The organism is Neisseria sp. HMSC056A03, assembly GCF_001815685.1.
GTDB lineage: Bacteria > Pseudomonadota > Gammaproteobacteria > Burkholderiales > Neisseriaceae > Neisseria > Neisseria subflava.
Genome location: NZ_KV821638.1, coordinates 13502 through 37368 on the forward strand (window position 1 = coordinate 13502; position 23867 = coordinate 37368).

Sequence of the window (23867 nt, forward strand, 5' to 3'; positions counted from 1 at the left end):
TTTAGTGCCACAATCTTCATCAATTCTGTCTGAAAACAAAGGAAGCACCATGTACCGTCATGTCGAGTATTATCCGGGCGACCCGATTTTGAGTTTGGTTGAAACCTTCAAGCGCGACGAGCGTCCTGAAAAAGTCAATTTGAGCATAGGCATTTATTTTGATGACGAAGGCAAAATGCCGGTTTTGGAATCTGTCCGCCGGGCAGAAGCAGAGCGTGCGGCCGTACCGCGCCCCTCTCCTTATCTGCCGATGGAAGGTTTGGACACTTATCGAAGCGCGGTTCAGCGTTTGTTGTTTGGCAAGGATAATCCGGCATTGGCAGAAGGGCGCGTTGCGACCGTACAGACTTTAGGCGGCTCGGGGGCGTTGAAAGTTGGTGCCGACTTTTTGCACCGGTGGTTCCCTGATGCAAAAGCCTATGTCAGCGATCCGACTTGGGACAATCATAAAGGCATTTTTGAAGGCGCAGGTTTTGAAGTGGGGACGTATCCTTATTACAACCCTGAAACCGTCGGCGTGAAATTTGAAGAAATGACTGCGTTTTTCAAAACATTGCCGGAAAACAGCGTCTTGATTTTGCATCCATGCTGTCAAAACCCAACCGGCGTAGATATGTCGCAAGCGCAATGGGATGAGGTGTTGAACATCATCAAAACGCACAAGCTGATTCCGTTTATGGATATTGCCTATCAAGGTTTCGGAGAAGATTTGGACGGCGATGCCTATGCAATCCGTAAAGCCGTAGAAATGGGTCTGCCTTTGTTTGTCAGCAACTCTTTCTCGAAAAATCTGTCGCTGTACGGCGAGCGCGTCGGCGGTTTGAGCGTAGTGTGTCCCAATAAGGAAGAAGCAGAGCTGGTGTTCGGACAGTTGAAATTTACCGTCCGCCGCATTTATTCCAGCCCTGCCGCACATGGTGCATATATTGCTTCTGATGTGATGAACAGCGATGATTTGCGCGCTTTGTGGGAAAACGAGGTTTACGCCATGCGCGACCGCATCCGTGCCATGCGTCAGAAACTTTATGATGTTTTGACGGCCAAAATCCCCAATCGCGATTTCAGCTATTTCATCAAACAGCGCGGTATGTTCAGCTATACAGGCCTGACCGTAGAGCAGGTGCACCGCCTGCGTGACGAGTTTGCCGTTTATTTGCTTGATTCGGGCAGGATGTGTGTGGCCGGGTTGAATGCATCAAATATCGATTATGTGGCCGAGGCATTTGCCAAAGTGTTGCAATAGCCGTTCAATCTGAAATTGAATGTAGTTTTATTTGAAGTAAATCAAAAGGCCGTCTGAAAAATTTTCATCTTTCAGACGGCCTCTTTATAATTGGCGCACCCAACAGGGATCGAACCTGTGACCTCCAGCTTCGGAAACTGACACTCTTCCAACTGAGCTATGGGTGCGGAAGCCGTAAGGTTAACGCATATTGGCTCTATTGGCAAAGTTTATCTTGAAAGTGTCTGAAAGTGGCATTGGCGGTCACTTTTTTGCATGGCTGGAATAATCAATTAACTACAAAGGCTTATAGATTTCAGACGGCCTTTTTGAGGATTTTTGCGTATCTTTTTCTCAAGATGGATTGGAAAGCCTTTGCGAATTCAGTATAATCCAGCAAAATATTGTTAATTGCGTTTAACATATAAACTATAACTTACAGCACAACCTAACCTAACGGCGAGGCCTACCAAATGAAACAACTCCGCGACCACAAAGCCCAAGGCTCTGCATTGTTCACCCTTGTGAGCGGTATCGTTATTGTTATTGCAGTGATTTTCTTCCTGATCAAATTGGCAGGAAGCGGTTCATTCGGCGATGTTAACGAAACAACCGAAGCTGCGACTCAAACCCGTATCCAGCCAGTCGGCCAACTCAAACTGGGCGACGGCATCCCTGTCGGCGAACGTCAAGGCGACCAGATTTTCAACAAAATCTGTATCCAATGTCACGCGGCGGACAGCATTGTTCCTAATGCGCCTAAATTTGAAAACAAAGGCGATTGGGCTCCTCGTATCGCCCAAGGTTTTGACACCTTGTTCCAACACGCTTTGAACGGTTTCAACGCAATGCCTGCCAAAGGTGGTGCGGCTGATTTGACCGACCAAGAATTGAAACGCGCGATTACTTATATGGCCAACAAAGCCGGCGGTACTTTCCCTGATCCTGATGCTGCGGTTCCTGCCGATGCCGCTGCTTCCGGCGAAGCTGCTTCAGCTCCAGCGGCTGATGCTGCGGCTTCTGCCGATGCTCCTAAAGCAGATGCTGCCAAAGCTGAAGACAAAGGCGCAGCTGCCGGCGGTGCAGACGGTAAAAAAGTTTACGAAGCCAGCTGCCAAGCATGTCACGGTGGTGCGGTTCCCGGTATTCCTCATGTAGGCAAAAAAGAAGACTGGGCTCCTCGTATCAAACAAGGTAAAGACACCCTGCACAAACATGCAATCGAAGGCTTTAACGCCATGCCTGCCAAAGGCGGTAACGGCAGCCTGAGCGACGATGAAGTGAAAGCCGCAGTTGATTACATGGCTAATCAATCTGGTGCTAAATTCTAAAATTTGACTTTAAATCTCGAATAGAAAGCGCATTCTGCATAGGATGCGCTTTTTTCGTGCAGGAAGGCCTGATCTTGCTATAATACGTAAGTAGTAGATTATGGTTTGTCTGAAAGATTCAGACGGCCTTCAAACACAATATTCTTTTAAAGAGGTTCAACCATATTCACATACGACAAAACAATCACGGAGTTATCTCATGGCAAAAAAATATTTCGGTACTGACGGTGTACGCGGCGAAGTCGGTCAATTCCCTATCAATCCTGATTTTGTCTTGAAATTGGGTTATGCGGCAGGTCAGGTTTTGGTACAGCACGAAGGTGAAATTAAACCGACCGTTTTAATCGGTAAAGACACGCGTATTTCAGGCTATATGCTGGAGGCCGCGCTGATTGCCGGCTTTACTGCCGCAGGTGTCAATGTTATTCAAACCGGCCCTCTGCCGACCCCGGGCGTAGCGTATCTGACCCGCGCTTTGCGTTTGTCTGCCGGTGTGATGATTTCTGCTTCCCATAACGTTTATTCCGACAACGGCATTAAATTCTTTGCCGAAGGCGGTGTGAAGCTGAGTGATGAAATCGAGTTGGAAATCGAAGCCAAAATCGATGAAGAAATGAAAACCCAGCCATCCAGCCGTTTGGGCCGTGCACGCCGGATTAATGGTGCGGATGACCGCTATATCGAGTTTTGTAAATCCACTTTCCCAAGCCATTTGGACTTGCGTGGTCTGAAATTAGTAGTCGATACCGCCAATGGTGCAGGCTATGCAGTTGCGCCTAAAGTATTCCACGAATTGGGTGCGCAAGTAGTCAGTATCGGTGATGAGCCAAACGGCTACAACATCAATGAGAAATGTGGTGCAACCCATCCGAAAGCTTTGCAAGCGGCTGTGTTGCAAAATGAAGCCGATTACGGCATTGCCTTGGATGGCGATGGCGACCGTTTGATGATGGTTGACCGCAATGGCAAAGTGTATGACGGCGACAGCCTGATTTATGTGATTGCCAAAGCACGCGCGCACGAAGGTGTGGAAATCGGCGGCGTGGTGGGTACAGTGATGACCAATATGGCGATGGAAATTGCTTTGAAAGAGCAGGGCGTTGATTTCTGCCGCGCCAAAGTGGGCGACCGCTATGTGTTGGAACAGCTCCACCAACGCGGTTGGCTGATTGGCGGCGAAGCCAGCGGTCATATTTTGTGCATGGACAAACACAATACCGGCGACGGCATCATTTCTGCGCTGCAAGTTTTGGCGGCATTGCAAACCTTGAATCAAGACCTTGCCACCGTTTGCGCCGATTGGCAGCCGTATCCGCAAACCATGATCAACGTCCGCATCAAAAAAGGCCAAAACTGGCAGGATGCTTCCAAAGAGGCTTTGGCTGAAGTGGAAAAAGAACTCGAAGGCAAAGGCCGCGTGGTCTTGCGTGCTTCCGGTACCGAGCCTGTCGTGCGTGTGATGGTGGAAGCCAAGCAGGCAGACTGGGCGAAAAAAGGCGCAGAAAAAATTGCCGCTGCCATTCAAGGTCAAAAGTAACAGCGTGTTTGATGTTGAATTGAACTAAATAAAAGGCCGTCTGTTGTTCAGACGGCCTTTGTGTTTTATTAGAAGCTTAGTTGTTCAAGACATCAACGCCTTTAGGAGGAGTGAATTTGAACATACCGCTGGAAAGGTTAGGCTTGGTGTTCAAACCGCTGAAGCTGATGCTGGTTTGGTTGCCGAAGCTGTCTTTCAACTGCATGGCGGCGAGGTTGTCGCCTTTGAAGCCGATGCGGATGTATTGATAGCCGGCGTTGTTTTTCTTAGGCGTAGCCAAAACGTAGTCGATACCGTTGGCAGAACCGTCTTCTTTCAGCGTGTAGCTGCTGTCCAATGCGGTTTTGTTGGAGAGGATGGCGGCAGGGCTGTCGCCGATGGTTTGGTCTTGTGAGGATTTGGTTACTTGCGCCAAATCTACGTCATAGAGCCAAATGGTTTTGCCGTCGCCAACGATGGTTTGTTTGTAGGGTTTAGTGTATTCCCATTTGAACAAGTCCGGGCGCAGGATTTTGAATGTACCGTGTGTGGTTTGGGTTTTCTTTTTGCTGTGAACGGTTTGGCTGAAGTTGCCGCTGATACCGTCGGCATCATTATTGAATTTTTTCAGGGCATCCACTGCGCCGGCTTGTGCAAAGCCGATGGCTGAAGAAAGCAGCGCGGCAGTAGTTAGGGTGAACAGTCGGGTAGTTTTCATGTTTTGGTTCCTTGTTCGGAGAGATGGGTTCAGTATAGACGTTATGGTGTAACAGGCAAGGGGCTGAATGGGGGGTTTAATTTGTGTAAATATGAAAAATCCAATCAAGTGACTGAAATAATTTCATTTCTTCAGACGGCCTGTATTTGGTTTTGACGTTTTTTTAATGAAGCACACAAGGGTTTGGTGTGGTATTTAATGTCATTTTACGGAAAGCGTGAAATTATAGTCTTTCTGTTTGCTTTTTAAAACGGTTATAATATTTGTCTTTTTAAAACAATGGTTTTGTATGTATCTGAATCCTTATCCTTTATTGGAACAGGCTTTGCTGTCGGACAATCCGGATGAAAAGGGAAGATTGACGCAGGCCTTGTTTGCGCAGTTGGGCGAGGCGGAAGGTTTGACGGTTGATGAGTCGAAACCTGTGGATTGCCGTTTTGCCGGACATCCGTCCCGTCCGCGTTTGGTTGCACCTTCGGAAGTTACGCCGCGCAAGATGAATACGGTCGAAGGCTATGCGGCCATGTTGCACGCGATTGCGCACATTGAATTTAACGCGATTAATCTGGCTTTGGATGCGGCGTATCGTTTTCGCAATATGCCGTTTCAGTTTGTACGCGATTGGGTAAGGGTGGCGAAAGAAGAAGTGTTCCACTTCGGCTTGATGCGGGGCCGTCTGAACAGTTTGGGCTACGATTACGGCGATTTTGAAGCGCACGGGCATTTGTGGGATATGGCGTATAAAACCGCTTACGATCCCTTGTTACGCATGGCTTTGGTGCCGCGGGTGTTGGAAGCGCGCGGTTTGGATGTCACGCCGGGTATTCGGGCGAAAGTGGCGCAACGTGGCGATGTGGAAACCTGCGATGTGCTGGATATTATTTATCGCGATGAGGTGGGACATGTCGCCATCGGCAATCATTGGTATCAGCATCTTTGCCGTGAACGCGGTTTGGAACCGGTTGCCTTATTCCGCAGCCTGATTGCGCGTTACGATATGTTTATCTTTCGCGGCTACGTCAATATCGAAGCGCGAGAACGTGCTGGATTCAGCCGTTTTGAGCTGGACATGTTGGAAGATTTTGAGAAAAGTTTGAAACAGGATAAAAAGGCCGTCTGAAACGGTAAAATCATCATGGCACATCATCACGATCATTCGCACGCGCATACGCATACCGCCAATAAGCAGGTATTGCGCATTTCATTTTTCGTCATTGCCGGATTTATGCTGGTTGAGGCGGTCGGCGGCTGGCTGACCAACTCTTTGGCCCTGCTTTCCGATGCAGGGCATATGTTCAGCGATGCGTTTTCGCTGGGTGTGGCATTGTGGGCATTCAAACTCGGCGAGAAACAGACCACGCTGCAAAAGACATTTGGGTATAAGCGTTTTGAAATTTTGACGGCGATGTTTAACGGATTGTCGCTGGTGTTGATTGCGGCAATGATTTTTTATGAAGCAGTCAAACGATTGTTTTATCCGCCGGAAATTTTGACGGGCGGCATGTTGGTGGTCAGTATCATCGGTTTGCTGGTCAACATCGGTGTCGCCGTTTATATGTTGAAAAATGGCGATACTGAAGAAAACGTCAATATGCGCGGCGCGTACCTGCATGTAATCAGCGATTTATTCGGCTCGATAGGGGCGATTGTCGCAGCGGTACTGATGATGGTGTATGGCTGGCAATGGGCGGATACGGTTGCCAGCGTATTGGTGGCGGCTTTGGTGGGGCGCAGCGGCTGGAAGCTGTTTAAACAGACTTTGCACATTTTGATGGAAGGCGCGCCGGAAAACATCTATACCGATGAGTTGCTCAGCGTTATCCGTAATACGGAAGACGTAAAATCCGTTCACGACTTGCATGTTTGGACGATTACCAGCAATATCCACGTTTTGTCCTGCCATATTGTTGTCGATGGCAACATGACGGTTGCAGAGTCCGAACAAATCGCCTACCGCATCGAACATGAATTGGCGCATCACAACATCGGGCATTGTACGATTCAGATTGAAAGCGAACAGCATCCGCATAAAGATGAAGTTTTGTGTTCGCAGGAAATGCACGAACATCATCACCATTAACCATATTCAGGCCGTCTGAAACTTGTTGGATTGTTCAGACGGCCTTCTAAAATCATCAAAGGAACACTTATGACCCAAGCCGTATTATTCGACCTTGACGGCACGCTTGCCGATACTGCACTTGATTTGGGTGGCGCGCTCAACACGGTATTGCGCCGACACGGTTTGCCGGAAAAAAGCATGGATGAAATCCGTCCGCAGGCCGGCCACGGTGCAAGCGGTTTGCTCAAACTGGGTGCAGGCATTACGCCCGACCATCCGGACTATATGCAATGGCGCAAAGAGTTTTTGGACGAATACAGCCGCTGCTATGCCGACCAAACCATCTTGTTCGACGGTGTAAACGAAATGTTGGAAGCCTTAGTTCAACGCGGTATCCAATGGGGCATTATTACCAACAAGCCTATGCGTTTTACCGATGTCCTCGTGCCTAAGCTCGGGTTTACCGTGCCTCCGGCCGTCATTGTCAGCGGCGATACATGCGATGAACCCAAGCCCAGCGTGAAGCCTATGTTTTATGCGTGCGAACAGATTGGCGTTGAGGCGCAGCGATGTTTTTATGTCGGCGATGCCGAGCGCGATATGCAGGCAGGCAAAAATGCAGGCATGACGACCGTGCTGGCCGATTGGGGCTATATTTCTGCCGAAGACCAAACCGAAAACTGGCTTGCCGATTTCCGTATTGCCACGCCTTTGGATTTGTTGGCAATCTTGCGTTAAAACCCTGTAATAATCCGTTTTCAGACGGCCTGAAACGGCGTAAAATCGTACTAAGTTTGTATTTTTTCAACCGTTTTACTACTTGTAAAGAGAAAAATCATGTTCTTCAAGCATATCGAAGCTGCTCCTGCTGATCCGATTTTAGGTTTGGGTGAGGCGTTTAAAGCTGAAGCCCGTCCGGAGAAAGTCAATCTCGGTATCGGCGTGTACAAAGATGCATCCGGCGCGACGCCTATTGTCAAAGCTGTCAAGGAGGCTGAAAAACGCCTGTTGGAAAGTGAAACCACCAAAAACTACCTGACCATCGATGGCGTTGCCGACTACAACGAGCAAACCCAAATTCTGCTGTTTGGCAAAGACCACGAAATCATCGCCAGCCGTCGCGCCAAAACCGCACAAAGCCTTGGCGGTACAGGCGCATTGCGTATTGCGGCCGAGTTTGCCAAACGTCAGTTGAACGCGCAAACCATCTGGATTTCCAATCCAACCTGGCCAAACCACAACGCCATCGCCAAAGCGGTCGGCATCCAAGACAAACCTTATCGCTACTATGATGCTGCCAAACACGGTTTGGATTGGGACGGCATGATTGAAGACTTGAGTCAAGCGCAAAAAGGCGACATCGTCCTGCTGCACGGCTGCTGCCACAACCCTACCGGCATCGACCCTACGCACGAACAATGGGAAACTTTAGCAAAACTTTCTGCCGAAAAAGGCTGGTTGCCATTGTTTGACTTTGCCTACCAAGGCTTCGGCAATGGTTTGGAAGAAGACGCCTACGGCTTGCGCGTATTCTTGAAACACAATACAGAATTGTTGATTGCCAGCTCTTATTCTAAAAACTTCGGTATGTACAACGAGCGTGTTGGTGCGTTCACTTTGGTGGCCGAAGATGAAGAAACTGCAGCCCGCGCCCACAGCCAAGTCAAAACCATCATCCGTACCTTGTATTCCAACCCGGCTTCACACGGTGCGAACACCATTGCGCTGGTGTTGAAAAATGATGATTTGAAAGCACAATGGATTGCCGAACTCGATGAAATGCGCGGTCGCATCAAAGCTATGCGCCAAAAATTTGTCGAGTTGCTCAAAGCAAAAGGTGCAACCCAAGATTTTGATTTCATTATCGAACAAAACGGTATGTTCTCTTTCAGCGGTCTGACTCCCGAACAAGTCGACCGTTTGAAAAACGAGTTTGCCATTTATGCCGTCCGTTCCGGCCGCATTAATGTTGCAGGCATTACCGATGACAACATCGACTACCTGTGCGAAAGCATTGTGAAAGTCTTGTAATTGTCGAATTAAAGGCAAAGGCCGTCTGAACCATTCAGACGGCCTTTATTTTTTTTAGTTGTGGTGGTTTATCCGGCAACTGCGTTCATTCCCCAATAAATCATGGCATAGCGCAGCAGTTTGCCTGTAATCAGAATAATGGCGCAATGCAAAGCATTGAGCCTGAGCCAGCCTGCGGCAAGGGGGAGGGCATCGCCGATAATCGGCAGCCATGCAAATAATAGCGGCCAAATCCCCCATCTTTGTATACGCGCCAATACTTTTTCAGACGGCCTTTTCTTGGCCGGAAACATTCTGCCCATGTAATACGAAACCATACTGCCCAAGCCATTCACCAAACCGGCACACAAACATGCGCCGATGGCATGTTGAGGATATTGGTACACAAATGCGGCGTATGCCGCCTCGGATGTACCCGGAAGTAGTGTGGCTGAAGTGAAGGCAGAAGCAATCAGGGCAAGGTAAGCGTAAAGAGGGAGCATGTTTTGAGTTACATCAAGTGATATTGTAAAAAAGAAATAACAGGCTTAAAAGGAGGATTATGCCTTTATTTTTTTAATCTATTAAAAGATAAATCCAATATTATTAAATTTTTTAAAATTAAACGGCTGAAGGATAATGTAGTCGGCTGTTAGAAAATAGTTTTCAAAGTGACGGATTATCAGTATGATACGGGCGGCTGTTAATGGGTGTTAAGTTTAATGAACTGATTTAAGCTCATTTTTCCAGCAAATCTTAACAAAACGAAAGGCAAATCATGTCTGCGCATTCACAACAAAATCATACTCCTGCGCTGGTTGTCCTAACCACACTCTTTTTCATGATGGGTTTCATTACCTGCATGAACGATATTTTGATTCCGCATTTGAAAGATATTTTCGAACTGACTTATGTTCAGGCGATGCTGATTCAATTCTGTTTCTTTACCGCTTATGCGATTATGTCGATTCCGATGGGCTATTTGGTCGGCAAAATCGGCTATAAAAACGGTGTAATCGGCGGCTTCGTATTGACTGCCATCGGCTGTCTACTCTTCTATCCTGCTGCCGGCAGTCATTCTTATGCAACTTTTTTGGGTGCATTGTTTATTTTGGCTTCAGGTGTAACACTGTTGCAAGTAGCGGGTAACCCTTATGTGACTTTGCTGTCCAAACCAGGTAAAGAATCTGCAACACTGACTTTGGTTCAGGCATTTAACTCTTTGGGTACGACCATTGCTCCGCAAATCGGCGCATTCCTGATTTTGGCTGATGCAACACAAACTGTCAGCAAAGCCGAGCAAATTTCTTCCGTTCAAATTCCGTATTTAGGGTTGGCCGGTTTGCTGATTATTTTGGCTGTGTTTGTCAAAATGATTCGTTTGCCTGATGCGCGTAAAATTGCCGAAGAAGAGAGCGAACATAACCATGATGGCAAACACAGTGTTTGGCAATACCGTCATTTGGTTTTTGGTGCGGCCGGTATTTTCTGTTACGTTGGTGCAGAAGTATCTATCGGTTCTTTGTTGGTCAGCGTGTTGGGCTATCTGAAAGGTTTGGACCACGCATCTGCCGCGAAATATTTGTCGTTCTACTGGGGCGGCGCGATGGTTGGCCGCTTCTTAGGCTCTGCCATCATGGCGAAAATTGCGCCTAACCGCTATTTGGCATTCAATGCTACCGCTGCTGTTGCCCTGTTGGGCGTTGCTATGTTGGCAGGTAAAGCCAGTGCTGATATTGCGATGTGGGCATTGTTGGCTATCGGCTTCTTCAACTCGATCATGTTCCCAACGATTTTCTCTTTGGCAACCAAGGGCCTGGGCCGATTCACCAGCAGCGCTTCCGGCGTATTGTGTACTGCGATTGTAGGCGGTGCGATTGTGCCTGTGGTACAAGGTTGGGCTGCGGATACTTACGGCCTGATGATTTCTTTCGTTGTATCAGCGATTTGTTACGTATACATCGTCTTCTTTGCTATAAAAGGCTACAAAGCTGACGAATAATTCATCATGATAAAAGGCCGTCTGAAACCTTATGGGATTTCAGACGGCCTTTTTACTTTGTGGCATAATGATTTAAATGACAGGAGGAAAAAATGGCCAAAATCATTTTGCTACATGGCTTGCACATGCATTCATGGGTAATGAAACCGCTGGCGTATTTGCTGGAACAAGAAGGTTTTGAAGTGGCGCTGTTCGATTATTACAGTGTTTTGCATTCGATGAACCGACATGTTGAAGATTTGGCGCGATGGATTGATGAGAACCATGCTGATGAAACGCTGCACTTTGTCGGCCATAGTTTGGGCGGCTTGGTTTTACGTAATTTTGCGGCGGCATATCCGGATAAAGTCAGCGGTCGTATCGTTACTATGGGTACGCCGCACCAAGGCAGCCGTGCCGCGCAGCGTGTGTTCAATATGGGTTTGCAAAAGCCGGTATTGGGCGGCTCTTACAAAGGGGCATTGGACGGCAGTATGCCTGAATTGCCAGAGGGTGTTGAGCTGGGCAGTATCGCCGGCAATAAACCGTATGGGCTGGGCCGTGTTTTAGGTTTGCATGGCGAACATGATGGTACGGTTTTGGTCAGCGAAACACATTGTCCGAATATGCGCGATCATGTCGTTTTGCCTGTCAGCCATAGCGGTATGTTGTTTAACCGTAAAACGGTCGAACAAGTGGTGGCATTTTTGCATGATGGGCGTTTTAAAAAGCAATAAAATTCCATTTATTTTTATTTAAAAATATTTAATTTTAATAATTTGATATATTTTAAAGAAAGTGTCACGGTTTTGCTGGGGCTGTTTTTATAAAATAACAGGCAGGCCGTCTGAAAATCGGGTTTCAGACGGCCTGTTATGCTAAAATCTGTTAAATGCTTATTAAAAAGGCAAAGAAAAATGTTTGCTTTCAAATCCTTACTTAATATGCCGCGCTTTGAGGCCATCGCTGTGGCCTTGGCTTTGGTGGCGGCAATGGGTTATACGATTATTTCGCTTGAATGGCTGCCGCATATGTCGATTGTGACGGCGATTGTGGTCTTGCTGTTGTACGGTTTGATGCGCGGCTTGAAATATCAAGACATGCAAAACGGTATGATAGGCGCGGTCGGGCAGGGTATGGGCGCGATTTATCTGTTTTTCTTTATCGGCCTGATGGTCAGCGCGCTGATGATGAGCGGTGCGATTCCGACGCTGATGTATTACGGTTTCGGATTGATTTCGCCTACTTATTTTTATTTCTCGGCGTTTGCGCTTTGCTCAATCATCGGTATTTCCATCGGCAGTAGTTTGACGACTTGTGCGACTGTCGGCGTGGCATTTATGGGTATGGCGGCTGCGTTTCATGCCGATATGGCGATGACGGCAGGCGCGATTGTGTCGGGTGCGTTCTTTGGCGATAAAATGTCGCCGCTTTCCGATACGACCGGTATTTCCGCTTCGATTGTCGGCATTGATTTGTTCGAACACATCAAAAACATGATGTACACCACTGTACCTGCGTGGTTGATCAGTGCGGCGTTGATGCTGTGGCTCTTGCCCAATGTTGCCGCGCATGACATGAACAGCGTCGAAGCTTTCCGCGCGCAATTGGAAGCAACCGGTTTGGTGCATGCCTATTCACTGATTCCGTTTGCCTTGCTGGTTATTCTTGCCCTGATGCGCGTGAATGCCATTGTGGCCATGTTGTTTACCGTTGTGGTGGCGCTGATTGTCACTTACTTCCACAGTACGCCTGATTTGAAACAACTGGGCGCGTGGTTTTACGGCGGATACAAACTTGAAGGCGAAGCATTTAAAGACATTGCCCGTTTGATTTCTCGCGGTGGTTTGGAAAGCATGTTCTTCACGCAAACCATCGTGATACTCGGCATGAGCTTGGGCGGCCTGTTGTTCAGCATTGGTGTGATTCCGTCTTTGCTGGAAGCCATTCGTGCGTTCCTGACCAATGCCGGACGCGCTACTTTCAGCGTGGCCATGACATCGGTCGGCGTCAACTTCCTGATTGGCGAGCAATATTTGAGTATCCTGCTTTCCGGCGAAACCTTTAAGCCGGTTTATGACAAGCTTGGTTTGCATTCGCGCAACCTTGCCCGTACGCTGGAAGATGCGGGTACGGTCATCAACCCGTTAGTGCCTTGGAGCGTCTGCGGCGTATTTATCAGCCATTCCTTGGGCGTGCCTGTTTGGGAATACCTGCCTTATGCCTTCTTCTGCTACTTGAGCTTGGCTCTGACGCTGGTGTTCGGCTGGACAGGACTGACTTTGAGTAAGAAGTAAACCGCATTTAAAATAACAATGCTTTTATCAAACAAGGCCGTCTGAAGCGTTTCAGACGGCCTTGTTTTACTTAAAGTAGCCGTATCAGCGTGATTTCACTATAATTGCGGCGCCAATAAAAAAATAATCCAAACAATGAACAAACAAATCCGCCAAGAAATTTTCGAGCGTTTCCGCGCTGCCAATCCTCATCCGACTACTGAGTTGAATTTCAGCTCGCCGTTTGAGCTGCTTATCGCCGTTTTATTGTCTGCACAGGCGACTGATGTCGGCGTGAACAAAGCGACTGCCAAGCTCTTTCCCGTTGCCAATACGCCGCAAGCCATGTTGGATTTGGGGCTGGACGGCGTGATGGAATACACCAAAACCATAGGCCTCTACAAAACCAAATCCAAACACATCATGCAGACTTGCCGTATTTTGCTGGAAAAATACAACGGCGAAGTGCCTGCTGACCGCGAGGCTTTGGAATCTTTGCCCGGTGTTGGCCGTAAAACAGCCAATGTGGTGCTGAATACTGCATTCGGGCAACCTGTTATGGCGGTCGATACCCATATTTTCCGTGTTTCCAACCGTACTAAAATTGCTCCGGGCAAGGATGTGCGCGAAGTTGAAGACAAACTGATGCGCTTTATTCCCAAAGAATTTTTGATGGATGCCCATCACTGGTTGATTTTGCATGGCCGCTATACGTGCAAGGCTTTAAAACCGCAATGCAGCAAATGCCTGATTAACGATTTGTGCGAATATCCGGCAAAAATGTAAATAAAAACATAAAAAAAGGCCGTCTGAATTTCAGACGGCCTTTGATTTGGCTACGATTAGTCGGCAACTGCCATCAGGCTGGCATTACCACCGGCAGCGGTAGTATTGATACTGCAAGAGATTTCTTCAAATACTTGCAGGATGTCCAGACCTTGTTCGGAAGGCAGAATGCGGATGAGCGCACCGTCGTGGCCGGCCAACTCTTGTTTGCGCTCGCTGCTCAAAGGCTCGATGGCGGCAACATGGCTGATGCCTGCGTTTTCAGGTTTGCTGTTGACTTGCAACAAACCGTCCAAATCGGCAGAGTAGGCAACCAGTGGGCTGTTTGGCTCAACAACGGTTTGAATGCCTGCGGCAGCCAGCTTGGTCAGGGCAGAGAAGGCTTGCAACAGAGTACCGCCGTGTACCCAAACGTGTTTCGGAGAGCGCCAGCTCAATGAGTTGCGTTCACCGGTCGGGCCGACCAATACGGTTTCGGCTTTGCGCAGAGTGCGAACTCGTGCGTGACCCAAAGCTGCGGCTGCAGTTTTCTTCTCTTCTGCATTAAACGGCAGTTTGTGAACCAGAGTTTCCAAACGTTTGAGCGCGTCTTCGTCTGCTTGACCGATACGGCTGAGGGTTGGTGCAACCCATTCAGGAGTACGAACCAAACGTTGCAGATAGAATGGACCGCCCGCTTTAGGACCGGTACCGGACAAGCCGTGACCGCCGAAAGGTTGTACGCCGACAACGGCACCGACGATGTTGCGGTTAACGTAGATGTTACCGGCTTCGATGCGGTCGCGGACGTGTTCGACAGTACCTTCGATACGGCTGTGTACACCGCTGGTCAAAGCATAGCCTTTAGCGTTGATTTGGTCGATGAGTTGATCCAATTCGCTGGCACGATAGCGGACAACGTGCAATACAGGGCCGAACACTTCGCGTTGCAACTCGTTCAAATTGTTCAATTCAAACAGGATTGGACGAACAAAAGTAGAGTTGTTGCTATCAACGTCGGCAGCAGTTTTGATTTCGTGGTAAGCCTTCGCTACGCCTTTCATTCGGTTGATGTGGGCCAACAGGTTTTGTTGGGCTTCAGCATCGATGACAGGGCCGATGTCTGTGGTCAGTTGGGTCGGTTTGCCGACAACCAATTCGTCCATTGCACCTTTGATGATGTTGACCATTTTATCGGCAACGTCTTCTTGAACGCACAAGATACGCAGGGCGGAACAACGTTGGCCTGCGCTGTCGAAGGCAGAGTTCAATACGTCGAGGCAGACTTGTTCCGGCAGGGCGGTAGAGTCCACAATCATCGCGTTTTGACCACCGGTTTCGGCAATCAGGACAGGGTTGTCATCACGTTTGGACAGTGCTTTGTTAATCAGGCGCGCTACTTCGGTAGAACCGGTGAAGATCACGCCACCGATGCGGGCATCGCCGGTCAGGGCAGAACCGACATCGCCTGCGCCGAGTACGAGTTGCAGCGCAGAAGTTGGAATACCGGCTTGATGCATCAGGGAAACTGCGTAAGTAGCAATCAGGCTGGTTTGTTCGGCAGGTTTGGCGATAACGGTGTTACCGGCAGCCAATGCAGAAACCACTTCGCCGGTAAAGATGGCTAATGGGAAGTTCCATGGGCTGATGGCAACGATTGCGCCGACAGCTTTGGCATCTTTAGGCAGGGTGTTTTCAGATTCGTTGGCATAGTAGCGGCAGAAGTCAACGGCTTCGCGTACTTCGGCAACGGCGTTGTTCAAGGTTTTACCGGCTTCGCGGACGGCCAGCATCATCAATGCAGGCGTGTGTTGTTCCAACAGATCGGCAAAACGGCGCAGACAGTCGGCGCGTTCTGAAGCAGGTTTGGCGCTCCATTCAGGCAGGGCGGCAACGGCTGCACCAATCGCTTCTTGAGCCAAGGCTGCATCGGCAAAGCTGACAGTACCGACAACATCGTTGTGGTCTGCAGGGTTACGGACAGGTTGTGCTTCGCCTACGTTACGCGCTTCGCCATTGACGATGGAAGCAGCGTGGAAGTCTTCGGAAGAAGCTTGGTTGAGTTTTTCTTGCAGGTTTTGCAATACGGTTTCGTTGCTGAAATCTACGCCTTGAGAGTTCAGACGGTCTTTGCCATACAAATCGCGTGGCAGAGGCAATGCCGGATGCAGGTGGATGCCTTGTTCGGCGATGGTGTCGAACGGGCTCTTAATCAGGCGGTCGATGCTGATGTTTTCGTCAACGATTTGGTTCACGAAAGAAGAGTTCGCACCGTTTTCCAACAGGCGGCGTACCAAGTAGGCAAGCAGGGTTTCGTGTGTGCCGACCGGGGCATACACGCGTACGCGGCGGCCTAAGTTTTGTGGGCCGACCACTTGGTCGTACAGGGTTTCGCCCATGCCGTGCAGACATTGGTGTTCAAAGTCTTTGCCTTTACCCATTTGGTAGATTGCGCCCAAAGTGTAGGCGTTGTGGGTGGCAAATTGTGGGAACACGGCATCTTGCGCATCCAAGAGTTTGCGTGCGCAGGCGAGGTAGGAGATGTCGGTGTGGACTTTACGGGTGTAAGTCGGATAGCCTTCCATGCCGTCTACTTGAGCCCATTTCACTTCGCTGTCCCAGTATGCGCCTTTAACCAAACGGATCATCAGTTTTTGGTTGTTGCGGCGTGCTAGGTCGATCAGATAGTCGATAACGAACGGGCAACGTTTTTGGTAGGCCTGAACAACGAAACCGATACCTTTGTAGCCTGCCAAGTCAGGGTCGGAAACCAAAGCTTCCATCAAGTCCAAAGACAATTCGAGACGGTTGGCTTCTTCGGCGTCGATGTTGATACCGATATCGTATTTTTTACCCAAAAGGAACAATTCTTTCAGGCGTGGCAACAGTTCGCTCATAACTCGTTCGTGTTGGGCGCGTGAATAGCGTGGGTGGATGGCGGAAAGTTTAACGGAAATACCGTTGCCTTCGTAAACGCCTTGGCCTGCGGCATCTTTACCGATGGCGTGAATGGCTTGAACGTAGTCGTTGTAGTAGCGGTTGGCATCTTCTTCGGTGTATGCGGCTTCACCCAACATATCGAAAGAGAAGCGGTAACCCATTTTCTCGCGCTCTTTACCGTTTTGCAGCGCTTCTTCAATGGTTTGGCCGGTTACGAATTGTTTGCCCAATAGGCGCATTGCGTAGTTCACACCTTGACGGATCAGAGGCGCGCCACCTTTGCTGATTATGCGGCTCAGGGCAGAACCCATGTTTTTTTCAGAAGTGTTGGTGGTCAGTTTGCCGGTAATCAACAGACCCCATGCAGCCGCGTTAACGAAGAGGGAAGGGCTGTTGTTCAAGTGGCTTTTCCAGTTGCCTTCGGAGATTTTGTCGGCAATCAGGCGGTCACGGGTTGCATTGTCCGGAATACGCAGCAGAGCCTCGGCCAGACACATCAGTGCAACACCTTCTTCACTGGAGAGAGAGAACTCGTGCATCAAGGCATCTACGCCACTTGCTTTGGTGCGGCTGGAGCGGACTTGAGTAACCAAACGACGGGCAAGCTCGGAGGCGGCATTGCGCTCTTCGTCGGTCATCTGTGCACGTTGCAACATATCCTGAACGGCCTCGATTTCATCGCGGCGGTAGGCATCAGTTACAGCTTGACGCAAAGGAGTTTGTGTTGGAAAAGCGAAGTTAAACATTATTTATGTTCTCCAAAGGTTTTTTTCATGGTTTCAGACGGCCTGAATTAAGACTGCTAAAACAGGCATTCTGAAGGATAGTAATATCGTAATAAAATTATGATGCGGATACAAGATGCATCCGCATAAATTGCTGTTTTTTCTGACAAGGCTCAGATTATTTTGAAACAGTTTATTTCATAACACAGACAGACGGCCTGCACGGAATCATGCAGGCCGTCTGAAAACGTCTTATTTAGAGGCGCGGTATTCTGCGTCTGCTTTTTCGAAACGTTCTTGCAATTCGCGTGACGGTTGTTTGTCGATCAGGGATACCAAAACAATCACGAGGGTACAAGCGATAAAGCCTGGAACGATTTCATATACGGTAGAGAAGCCTGTTTCTTGTGCGGCCAAAGCAGGTTTTTTAATCCACTCAGCCCAAACAACCACAGTCAGCGCGCCTGCAATCATGCCGGAGAGTGCGCCGTAGGCAGTAATGCGTTTCCACAAAACAGACAGGATAACAACCGGACCAAATGCGGCACCAAAGCCGGCCCATGCGTAAGCTACCAAGCCTAATACTTTGCTTTCAGGATCAGAAGCAATCAGGATGGAAATCACGGCGATCGCCAATACCATTACACGGCCAATCCATACCAATTCAGCTTGTTGGGCGTTTTTACGCAGGAAGCCTTTATAGAAGTCTTCGGTAATCGCGCTGGAGCAAACCAACAATTGGCAAGACAGGGTGGACATTACAGCAGCAAGAATCGCGCTCAAGATGATACCGGCAATCCAAGGGTTGAAGAGCAGGGTAGCCAAAGCGATGAAGATACGTTCGTGGTTGCCGTTCATTTCATCAACGTGGGCAGGGTTGGCGCCGAAGTAAGCGATACCGAAGTAGCCGACAGCCACGGCACCGGCCATACACAGAATCATCCAAGTCATACCGATACGGCGTGCAGAAACCAGAGATTTAGCGCTTTCGGCAGCCATGAAACGGGCCAAAATGTGTGGTTGGCCAAAATAGCCCAAGCCCCAAGCGGCAGTAGAGATAATGCCGATGAAAGTAGTACCGGCAAACAGGCTACCGTATTCTTTACCGGTAGAAGCGGCAACTTGTTGGATGGCAGCATTCATTTGATCTGCGCCGCCCAAACCCAAGTACACCATGATAGGAGTCAGTACCAATGCAAAAATCATCAAAGAAGCTTGAAGGGTATCGGTCCAGCTTACGGCCAAGAAACCGCCCAAGAAGGTGTAGGCGATGGTTGCACCGGCACCCAGCCACATGGCTTGAGTGTAAGACATACCGTGGAACAGGCTTTGGAACAGGGTAGCACCGGCTACGATGCCTGAAGCACAGTAAATAGTGAAGAAGAACAAGATAATCAGTGCAGAAACCACTTTCATCAAGTGACCGCCGGCACCGAAGCGGTGGAAGAAGTAATCAGGAAGCGTCAGCGCGTTGTTGGCGTATTCAGTATGTACGCGCAGACGGCCTGCAACCAAGAGCCAGTTGAGGTATGCACCCACAATCAGACCAATGGCAATCCAAGCTTCATTCAAACCGCTCAGGTAAATGGCACCTGGCAAGCCCATCAAAAGCCAACCTGACATATCGGAAGCACCGGCAGACATCGCGGTCACGAACGGACCCAAGCTGCGGCCGCCGAGAATGTAGTCGTCGAAGTTGCGTGTTGAAAAATAGGCGGCGAGGCCGATCAGTAATACGGCGACCAAATAGATCGCGAAAGTGATATACATGGGATTCATGTACTTATTCCTCATCTAACTTATAAATACGGGTTTTGAAATTGCAAGCAATTCGTACCCAAACTTTTTTCTAATAAAAATACAGCTTAAAAATCCTGTTTTTCACGAGAGAGTCAGGATAAATTATTTTCAAATACAATAGGATATGTAACCAATCCACATTAAATTGTAAATAATTAAATTCAGAATACAGTAAATTTTTTGTTTTGCAAAGCACGGAACACGGGCTTTATGAAAAATCGTAGCGCTTTTGAGGGGAAGTCATTTGAAAACAAAAGATTGCAAAAATTATCTTAATTTGGAGAAAAGGAAAGACAATGAAACTATCTTTCCTATAAATGAAACGTTACGCAGAGAAAAAGCGTAATTATGCGACACGAAACGAGCTGTTCAGACGGCCTGATAACGGCACTACCCCGTATTTCTGATGAATACGGGGTAGTGAGTCAGTTTGAACTAAATAGAAAAATCATCTTTTAACAAATGTTTATAAGCGAAGAGATAGAAAGCGGCAACAAAAGACGATCCGCCGAGGACGTTACCTAAGAAGACGGGAATCATATTGTAGAAAAATTGACCCCAGCTGACATTTGCGCCTGCCCAAATACCGGCCGGAATGATGAACATATTGGCAACAAAGTGTTGGAAACCGATTAACACGAAGATCATGACCGGAAACCAAGTTGCCAAAATGCGGCCTGAAGTATGGCGTGAGCCGAAGTAGAACCAAATACCCATGCACACCATCCAGTTACATGCGACAGCGGAAACGAATGCGCGGCCAAAGTCCATATTAACTTTGGCTTCGGCGATGGCAATGGTTTTCGCCGCAGCCGCTCCCTCTGCCAGGCCGACGTAGTGGCCGAGGAAATAGGCCATGGCAACGGCGCCTGCCAGATTGCCCAAGCTGACGATGAGCCAGTTGCGTACCAGTTTGTAGGTGCTGACGCGGCCGGTCAATTTGCCCAAAGCCATAATCATCATATTGCCTGTTGCCAGCTCGCCGCCACCGATTAAGATACAAATCAGTGCAATCGGGAATACGGACGCACCCAAAAGGGCGGCCAGGCCGTTCCATTCGGCTGGAATGCCGCTGATGACGCGCAGGCAGGCAAGATAGCCGAAGCCGACATAGCCGCCACCTAAAAAACTTAAAATCACCAACATTTTGATGCTGAACTCGGACTTGGCGCAGCTCTTGCCGATGGCTTCCTGCAAAATCTCGTGAGGGTACAAATCTCGTGTATCCATGAGGCTCCCTTAAATTGGAAATATCTTGTTTATCATGAGGATAATAAGTTTGCCTGAGAATGATGCCGGTAGGAAATAACGACTGGTTGTAAGAATAGAAGAGGGGGTTATATATTGAAGCGGCTAAGGCTGCGGCTGGCTTTTTAAGAAAGATAAGTTGAGGCGTTGAAATATTGGTGTGTTAAAAACTTAAAAGGCCGTCTGAAAAGTTGCTTTCAGACGGCCTTTGGATTTGCTTGGGTAATGAGAACTACAAGCGCGTTACGCTTAAAACGCCTTTGATGTCGCCCAAGCTGGCTAATACGCGCGGCAGATCGTTGACTTGGCGGACTTCAAGGGTAAAGCGCATACTGGCTTCCAAATCGCGCGATTGGGTTTGCACTGCGGTAACGTTGAGTTTATGACGCGCCAGAGCATCAGAAACGTCGCGCAGTAAACCGGAGCGGTCTTGGGCGCGGATTTCAACATCGACGGCAAAGACTTGTCTTTCTTGCAAGGCTGCCCAGCTTGCATTCAACACTTTTTCAGGAGACTGTTCGGCAAGGTGGCGGAAAGAAGGGCAGGTATTGCGGTGGACGGAAATGCCGCGGTCGCGCGTAACGAAACCGATGATGTCGTCCGGGGGTGCCGGTTTACAGCATTTGGCAAGCGTGGTCATCAGGCCGTCTTCGCCGTCAATCAAAATGCCGTTTTTGCCGCCTTTTTTGATTTTGGACTGCTTGACGATATTGGTTTCATCAATCGGTACAGGAGGCGGTTCATTCAGCGCGCCGCAGGCTTTGTGGATGGCGCGGTTGGAAACTTCGCCCTGACCGATGGCTGTATAGAGTTCGTCGGTTTTTTTGAAGCCGAGTTTTTCCGCCAACGCTTGAAGATTGGGTTTGGGGAAGATTTTTGACAACTGTTTGTCCAACTGGGCTCGGCCTTCTTCGCGCACGGTATCCGCATTTTGTTGGCGGATGTAGGCACGGATTTTGCTGATGGCGCGGTTGGATTTAACCCAGCCTTCGTAGAGCCAGTTGACGGAAGGATTTCCCTCTTTGGCGGTAATGATTTCAACGCGTTGTCCGTTTTCCAAAGGCGTGGACAGAGGCACGATTTGCCCTTCTACTTTCGCGCCGCGGCAACGGTCGCCGATGCTGCTGTGCAGAGCGTAGGCGAAGTCGATGGGGGTCGCGCCCGTGGGCAGGGAGAGGACTTTGCCGTGCGGGGTCAGGACGTAAATCGTATCGTTGAAAAGCTCGGTTTTGAAGGCGGTGGCGAGGTCTTCCTTGCCGCTTTCCGCCATGTTTTCGCGCCAGTCCAAGAGTTGGCGCAACCAGGCGATTTTCTGTTCGTAGGCGGAATCGCCCTTGCCGCCCTCTTTGTAACGCCAGTGGGCGGCGACACCGAATTCGTTGAATTGGTGCATATCGAAGGTGCGGATTTGCACTTCCACGCCTTTGTCTTCCGGGCCGACGATGACGGTGTGCAAACTTTTATAGCCGTTGCCTTTCGGGTTGGCGATATAGTCGTCGAACTCGCCCGGAATCGGCTGCCAGAGGCTGTGGACAATGCCCAACGTGGTGTAACACTCGGGAATGGTGTCCACTAAAATCCGTACGGCGCGGATGTCGAACAAGCCGTCGAAAGTGAGCTTTTTCTTCACCATTTTTTTGTAAATGGAGTAGATGTGCTTCGGTCTTCCGGCAACTTCAAAATGAATATTGTATTTTTTCAGTTCCGTACGCAGGATATTGAGGAAGTTTTCGATGTATTCGAGGCGCTCGGTGCGTTTTTCGTCCAAAAGCAGGGCGATTTCGCGGTATTTTTCCGGCTCTTGATGACGGAAGCCCAAATCTTCGAGCTGCCATTTGAGTTGCCACACGCCCAAGCGGTTGGCGAGCGGGGCAAAAATGTCGAGGGTTTCTTTGGCAACGGCGCGCTTTTCAGGATTGTCGGGAACGTTGCTTAAGAATTGGAGGGTACGCGTGCGCATCGCCAGTTTGATCAGGACAACGCGGATGTCGGTGACCATCGCCAACAGCATTTTACGCATGGTTTCGGCTTGTTGGGCGCGCTCTTCCGGCGTGGCGAGGCTGTCCACGCGTGCGAATTGGGTCAGTTTTTGTACTTCGTCTACGCCTTTGACCAGCTCGCAAACGGTGCTGTTGCAGCGTTCGGCAATCAATTCTTGCCAAGTGGGAACGTATTTGCCGATGTCGGACAAAATCGTAGCCGCCACGGCATCGGGCAATAAGTCGAGTTCGCTGACGATTTGCATCGAGCCGAGAAAATGTTCCATTAAAGGCTCGCCGTAAGTCGTTAGGGCATCGGCAGGATAATGTTCTTTAGCTAAGTCAAAGGCCGTCTGAATCAGGTTTTTATCGGAATCGGGCAGCGCGGCAACATAGCCGTCGAACCAAGCGAGGAGGCCTTCCAGCGTTGCACTCGATGTTTGGGGCGTTTGGCGAATAGTGGTCATGGCGTGCGTTTTTTTCTTTGTGATAAAAACGTTGCTATTGTAACAGTTTATTGCCGGCAGCCCTAGATTTGTATGCGAATGTGGCACTATGTTTCAGGACACCTTGTTTCAGACGGCTTTGGGTGTTATGGTTAACTGTTTTGAAATTTTAAGGAGCATTTTGATGAAACTGTATATTTACGACCATTGCCCGTTTTGCGTCCGTGCACGGATGATTTTCGGCTTGCGCGATGTGGCGGTGGAAGAAGTTGTCTTGGCAAACGATGACGAAGCTACGCCGATTGGCATGATTGGCTCAAAACAAGTGCCGATTCTGCAAAAAGAAGACGGTTCGTTTATGGGCGAAAGTTTGGATATTGTCCGTTACATCGATCAAGGCCGTCTGAAAGAAGAAGTTCGTCCCGAGGTTCAGGCTTGGTTGGACAAAGTGGGCGAATACAATAACAAATTGGTACAGCCGCGCATGGTCAAAATCGGCCTGCCTGAATTTGAGACCGATGAAGCGAAAAAATACTTTATCGACAAAAAAGAGAAAAGTATCGGCAATTTCGAGACTAATCTGAACAAAACGGCGCAATATCTGGAGCGTCTGCATCAAGACTTGGCCGAACTGGAAGCGCTGGTGTGCGAAGGCGAGGGCTTGGGCGGTGAAATCAGTTTGGAAGATATCCTGACGTTCCCTATTTTGCGCAACCTGACCGTTGTGCGCGGTATTCAATGGCCGCAAAAAGTGATGGATTATTTGTTGGCGATGAGCGAGCGTTCCGGCGTGGCTTTGTATTTTGACCGTGCGTTGTAATGAGTGTTTGAAACATGAAAAAGGCCGT

18 protein-coding genes and 1 tRNA gene are annotated in these 23867 nt (G+C 49.0%); 12 read left to right on the plus strand and 7 right to left on the minus strand.

Annotated features, from left to right (window positions below; genetic code table 11):
* Window positions 1–49 precede the first annotated feature (49 nt).
* The gene (locus HMPREF3052_RS06650) at window positions 50–1243 is read left to right on the plus strand and encodes an amino acid aminotransferase (RefSeq protein WP_070749255.1); all 1194 of its coding nucleotides are present in this window, start codon (window positions 50–52) and stop codon (window positions 1241–1243) included.
* A gap of 91 nt (window positions 1244–1334) precedes the next feature.
* Here the strand turns inward: HMPREF3052_RS06650 and HMPREF3052_RS06655 are convergent.
* A tRNA-Arg gene (locus HMPREF3052_RS06655) sits at window positions 1335–1410 on the minus strand.
* Between the two features lie 285 nt (window positions 1411–1695).
* Between HMPREF3052_RS06655 and HMPREF3052_RS06660 the strand changes: the two genes are divergently transcribed.
* On the plus strand, window positions 1696–2553 hold the full coding sequence (locus HMPREF3052_RS06660) for a c-type cytochrome (RefSeq protein ID WP_070749256.1): 858 nt from the start codon (window positions 1696–1698) through the stop codon (window positions 2551–2553).
* 199 nt (window positions 2554–2752) lie between these two features.
* On the plus strand, window positions 2753–4090 hold the full coding sequence (gene glmM / locus HMPREF3052_RS06665; RefSeq protein WP_070589678.1) for a phosphoglucosamine mutase: 1338 nt from the start codon (window positions 2753–2755) through the stop codon (window positions 4088–4090).
* Between the two features lie 76 nt (window positions 4091–4166).
* Here glmM and lolA read toward each other — a convergent pair whose 3' ends face one another.
* Window positions 4167–4787: an outer membrane lipoprotein periplasmic chaperone LolA gene (gene lolA, locus HMPREF3052_RS06670; RefSeq protein WP_070749257.1), complete on the minus strand. Its 621-nt coding sequence runs from the start codon at window positions 4785–4787 to the stop codon at window positions 4167–4169.
* Between the two features lie 289 nt (window positions 4788–5076).
* On the opposite strand from lolA, the gene HMPREF3052_RS06675 reads away from it, so the two are divergent.
* The 4 genes from HMPREF3052_RS06675 (at window position 5077) to HMPREF3052_RS06690 (ending at window position 8880) form a co-directional block, all read left to right on the plus strand.
* The gene (locus HMPREF3052_RS06675; protein WP_070749258.1) at window positions 5077–5907 is read left to right on the plus strand and encodes a ferritin-like domain-containing protein; all 831 of its coding nucleotides are present in this window, start codon (window positions 5077–5079) and stop codon (window positions 5905–5907) included.
* A 15-nt stretch (window positions 5908–5922) separates the two neighbouring features.
* Window positions 5923–6867, plus strand: coding sequence for a cation diffusion facilitator family transporter (locus HMPREF3052_RS06680; RefSeq protein WP_070749259.1), 945 nt, complete (start codon window positions 5923–5925; stop codon window positions 6865–6867).
* Between the two features lie 69 nt (window positions 6868–6936).
* The gene (locus HMPREF3052_RS06685; protein WP_070749260.1) at window positions 6937–7587 is read left to right on the plus strand and encodes an HAD family hydrolase; all 651 of its coding nucleotides are present in this window, start codon (window positions 6937–6939) and stop codon (window positions 7585–7587) included.
* 99 nt (window positions 7588–7686) lie between these two features.
* Window positions 7687–8880 carry an amino acid aminotransferase gene (locus HMPREF3052_RS06690; protein WP_070749261.1) on the plus strand — a complete coding sequence of 398 codons (1194 nt, stop codon included), beginning with the start codon at window positions 7687–7689 and terminating at the stop codon, window positions 8878–8880.
* 68 nt (window positions 8881–8948) lie between these two features.
* Here HMPREF3052_RS06690 and HMPREF3052_RS06695 read toward each other — a convergent pair whose 3' ends face one another.
* Window positions 8949–9362, minus strand: coding sequence for a YqaA family protein (locus tag HMPREF3052_RS06695; protein WP_070749262.1), 414 nt, complete (start codon window positions 9360–9362; stop codon window positions 8949–8951).
* A 275-nt stretch (window positions 9363–9637) separates the two neighbouring features.
* Here HMPREF3052_RS06695 and HMPREF3052_RS06700 point away from each other — a divergent pair, with 275 nt between their 5' ends.
* From HMPREF3052_RS06700 to nth, 4 genes are all read left to right on the plus strand, one after another.
* Window positions 9638–10861, plus strand: coding sequence for a sugar MFS transporter (locus tag HMPREF3052_RS06700; RefSeq protein ID WP_070749263.1), 1224 nt, complete (start codon window positions 9638–9640; stop codon window positions 10859–10861).
* Window positions 10862–10953: 92 nt separating this feature from the next.
* Window positions 10954–11577, plus strand: coding sequence for an alpha/beta fold hydrolase (locus tag HMPREF3052_RS06705; RefSeq protein ID WP_070749264.1), 624 nt, complete (start codon window positions 10954–10956; stop codon window positions 11575–11577).
* A 180-nt stretch (window positions 11578–11757) separates the two neighbouring features.
* The gene (nhaC, locus tag HMPREF3052_RS06710; protein ID WP_070749265.1) at window positions 11758–13137 is read left to right on the plus strand and encodes a Na+/H+ antiporter NhaC; all 1380 of its coding nucleotides are present in this window, start codon (window positions 11758–11760) and stop codon (window positions 13135–13137) included.
* Window positions 13138–13272: 135 nt separating this feature from the next.
* Complete coding sequence (gene nth, locus HMPREF3052_RS06715) at window positions 13273–13902, plus strand: endonuclease III (RefSeq protein WP_003685196.1); 630 nt, start codon at window positions 13273–13275, stop codon at window positions 13900–13902.
* Window positions 13903–13958: 56 nt separating this feature from the next.
* Here nth and putA read toward each other — a convergent pair whose 3' ends face one another.
* From putA to HMPREF3052_RS06735, 4 genes are all read right to left on the minus strand, one after another.
* Window positions 13959–17567 carry a bifunctional proline dehydrogenase/L-glutamate gamma-semialdehyde dehydrogenase PutA gene (putA, locus tag HMPREF3052_RS06720; RefSeq protein WP_070749266.1) on the minus strand — a complete coding sequence of 1203 codons (3609 nt, stop codon included), beginning with the start codon at window positions 17565–17567 and terminating at the stop codon, window positions 13959–13961.
* 231 nt (window positions 17568–17798) lie between these two features.
* Window positions 17799–19325, minus strand: a complete 1527-nt coding sequence (gene putP / locus HMPREF3052_RS06725) for a sodium/proline symporter PutP (RefSeq protein WP_070749267.1) — start codon at window positions 19323–19325, stop codon at window positions 17799–17801.
* Window positions 19326–19781: 456 nt separating this feature from the next.
* Complete coding sequence (locus HMPREF3052_RS06730; protein WP_049329100.1) at window positions 19782–20576, minus strand: formate/nitrite transporter family protein; 795 nt, start codon at window positions 20574–20576, stop codon at window positions 19782–19784.
* 250 nt (window positions 20577–20826) lie between these two features.
* Window positions 20827–23040 (minus strand): RelA/SpoT family protein, encoded by a 2214-nt coding sequence (locus HMPREF3052_RS06735; RefSeq protein WP_070749268.1) that lies wholly within the window; start codon window positions 23038–23040, stop codon window positions 20827–20829.
* A gap of 88 nt (window positions 23041–23128) precedes the next feature.
* Between HMPREF3052_RS06735 and grxB the strand changes: the two genes are divergently transcribed.
* Entirely contained in the window at window positions 23129–23839 is a 711-nt protein-coding gene (gene grxB, locus HMPREF3052_RS06740) for a glutaredoxin 2 (RefSeq protein WP_049329098.1), read from the plus strand.
* Window positions 23840–23867: the final 28 nt, after the last annotated feature.